Annotated in this window: 3 protein-coding genes and 1 pseudogene; 3 read left to right on the forward strand and 1 reads right to left on the reverse strand. The window is 59.9% G+C overall.

Annotation, left to right across the window (positions count from 1 at the left end; translation table 11 throughout):
- Nucleotides 1-225, forward strand: a pseudogene (locus tag NW863_RS12735) (sulfite reductase, ferredoxin dependent); the annotation flags it as partial.
- Nucleotides 226-357: 132 nt separating this feature from the next.
- Complete coding sequence (locus NW863_RS12740; RefSeq protein WP_414366805.1) at nucleotides 358-1179, forward strand: tetratricopeptide repeat protein; 822 nt, start codon at nucleotides 358-360, stop codon at nucleotides 1177-1179.
- A 188-nt stretch (nucleotides 1180-1367) separates the two neighbouring features.
- On the opposite strand, the gene NW863_RS12745 is transcribed toward NW863_RS12740, so the two are convergent.
- Nucleotides 1368-1559 carry a hypothetical protein gene (locus tag NW863_RS12745; protein WP_414366806.1) on the reverse strand — a complete coding sequence of 64 codons (192 nt, stop codon included), beginning with the start codon at nucleotides 1557-1559 and terminating at the stop codon, nucleotides 1368-1370.
- A 106-nt stretch (nucleotides 1560-1665) separates the two neighbouring features.
- Here NW863_RS12745 and NW863_RS12750 point away from each other — a divergent pair.
- Nucleotides 1666-2525: glycosyltransferase family 2 protein (locus NW863_RS12750; protein ID WP_414366807.1), on the forward strand; the 860-nt coding region annotated here is incomplete at its 3' end.

A 2525-nucleotide genomic window follows, 5' to 3' on the forward strand; every position in this document is an offset into this window, starting at 1 on the left:
GGCTACTACCAAATCTGGCTGGGGGCCAGCCCGCAAGGGGATCGCCTGGCCCAGCCGTTTCAGGATCGGGTGCACATTAGCCAGATCGTGCCCCTGATGAGAATTCTTCTGCAGCTCTACAAGCAGGAGCGCCACCCCCAAGAGCGCTTCGGCGACTACTGCTACCGGGTGGGGATCCCCTACCTACAGGCCCAGGTGCAGCAGCTCCAGCAGGTTCAAAGTTAAGGGGGCTGCCGGCGAGGTTCTAGCACCCCCCCTTTGTTAGGGCAAATTTTGTGCCGCTGGCCTGGCCAGTAGGCTGCTGTGCTTTCAAGGGGGCCGATGATAGAGTACAGAGAGATTGGTGCGAGCCCCTTCATGCCTCAGTCCAAACCTGACAAATCGCCCCTCCGCAAATTCCTGGAAGCCCTGATGCTGGTGTTTGGCGCAGTCATGTTCCTGGGCTTCTCCTTTGGCCCGATACTGCAGGCACTGGGGCCTTCTGACTCGGCAGACACCGCCAATTTGGTTACCGAGCAACTGCGGGCCCAGGCGGACGGCTACCGGGCTGTGCTGGAACGGGAGCCGGATAACCCCATTGCCCTGCGGGGGTTAATTGACACGCAACTGCAGCTCAACGAGCCGCAAGGGGCCATTGAGCCGCTGAAGAAGCTGGTGGAACTGGAGCCGGAAAATCGGCAACTGCGAGCTTTTTTGGCTCAAATTCAGCGGGAGACAGGAGATCTGGAAGGAGCGCTGGAGCAGCTTCAAGCTCTCTACAAAAAGGATCCCAAAGATGGCCGAGTTCTGCAGGAGCTGGCCGATGTTCAACTGGCTCTGGGCCGCACTTCTGAAGCCATTGACCTGCTGGAGAACTACCTGAAAGAAGTACCGGAAGATAACGATGTCCGCCTGCGCTTGGCCTTTATCTACGCCCGCAACAACCAGACGGGAAAAGCGGTGGCCCTTTATGATGAGATGATTGCAGCGGATCCCAGCGATTTTGCCCCGGTATTGGGCAAGGCAATAGCCCTCAGCTCTGCTGCCGATGCCGACCTACGGGCACAGGCCCCTGATCTGTTTGAGCAAGCGGCCCGCCTGGCCCCGCCCAAGGTGCGGGAGGAAATCCGGCAACAGGCGCAGCTCTATGCCCAAAGAAACCAACCCCAGGCTGTTGAGAACCAGGAGACTAGCCCCTAGGAGTTTTGATTTGAGGAGGCGGTAAGCTCTCCCCTTTAGGACTCAGAGACCTCCTTGAGGGCGGCTTCCACTGACGGATAGATCTCAAAAAGAGAATCCAGATGGGTAACCTTGAGAACCAGCTTGGCTTGTTCTCCTAAGCCGCAGAGCTTGAGATGACAGCCAGCGGCAGAACAGAGGCGTCTTGCCTACACCAAAGCCGACACCCCCCTGCTGTTGATCAGCGTAACCTGGCTTAGATCCAGTAAGAGGTGTTTGGGTTTCTCGGCAAGAATTTGGCCCAGCTCTTTCCGCACCAAAGCGGGATCCAGCTTTTCTGACGGAAGCCTGACCAGGGTGACAAGGGATCCCTTGGGGCCGAGCTGGGTGGAAACATCCACAAAGGGCTGAGAAAGTCAAGGGCGGGAGCCACATTGATTCTGAACCAAAGCCGCCGGGTTGGGTTCTGCCAGGCAACTTTTTGTTTGATGTAGGAAGGTAGCTCCAATGGATACGCACGGGATCCCGATGGGGGATGCGGCTGCCCTGATTTTGCTGGCCCTGCAGCTGCCAATGGTGGCGGTGTTGCTGGCCCGGCTGCTGCCGTCTTTGCGGCGCCCTTCCCCTCTGCCCCCTGGCCAAGCGGGGATCCCCTTCCCGCCGGGCCTGGTCAGCGTCCTACTGCCCACCCTCAACGAAGCCAAGCGCCTGGATCCCTGCCTGGAAGGGCTGCACCGCCAGGGAGCGGTTGTGCGCGAGGTGCTGGTGGTGGATAGCCGCTCCCAGGATGGCACCCGCGAGAAAGTGCTGCAGATGGCCGAGCGGGATCCCCGCTTTCGCCTCTTGACCGACGATCCCCTGCCCAGTGGCTGGGTAGGTCGTCCCTGGGCGTTGCACTATGGATTTCTCCAATCGGATCCCGCCTCTGAGTGGATCCTGGGTATTGATGCCGATACCCGCCCCCAGCCAGGCCTGGTAGAGCGCTTGCTGGAAACTGCCCAGGCCAACCAGCTGGATCTCATCACCCTGGCGCCGCAGTTTATCTTGGAGCACTGGGGAGAAGCTTGGCTGCAGCCAGCTCTTTTGACAACCCTGATCTACCGCTATGGGGCAGTAGGGGACACGGCTGCTCTGTCGGAGCGGACGATGGCCAATGGGCAATGCATGTTGGTGCGCCGCTCGGTGCTGGAAGCCATGAATGGCTACACGCTGGCGCGGGCTTCCTTTTGCGACGACGTCACCCTGGTGCGGCAGATCGCGGCAGCCGGCTTTAAGGTAGCTTTTTGCGACGGTCGGCACCTGCTCAAGGTGCGCATGTACACGTCTTTGGCCGAAACCTGGCGGGAGTGGGGCCGCTCCCTGGATTT

Source organism: Synechococcus sp. B60.1 (genome assembly GCF_047462555.1).
In the GTDB taxonomy this organism is placed as follows: Bacteria; Cyanobacteriota; Cyanobacteriia; order Thermostichales; family Thermostichaceae; genus Thermostichus.

Bases quoted from the DNA above. Each gene is read 5' to 3' on its own strand.
- NW863_RS12740 (WP_414366805.1), top strand. From the start codon at position 358: ATGCCTCAGTCCAAACCTGACAAATCGCCCCTCCGCAAATTCCTGGAA.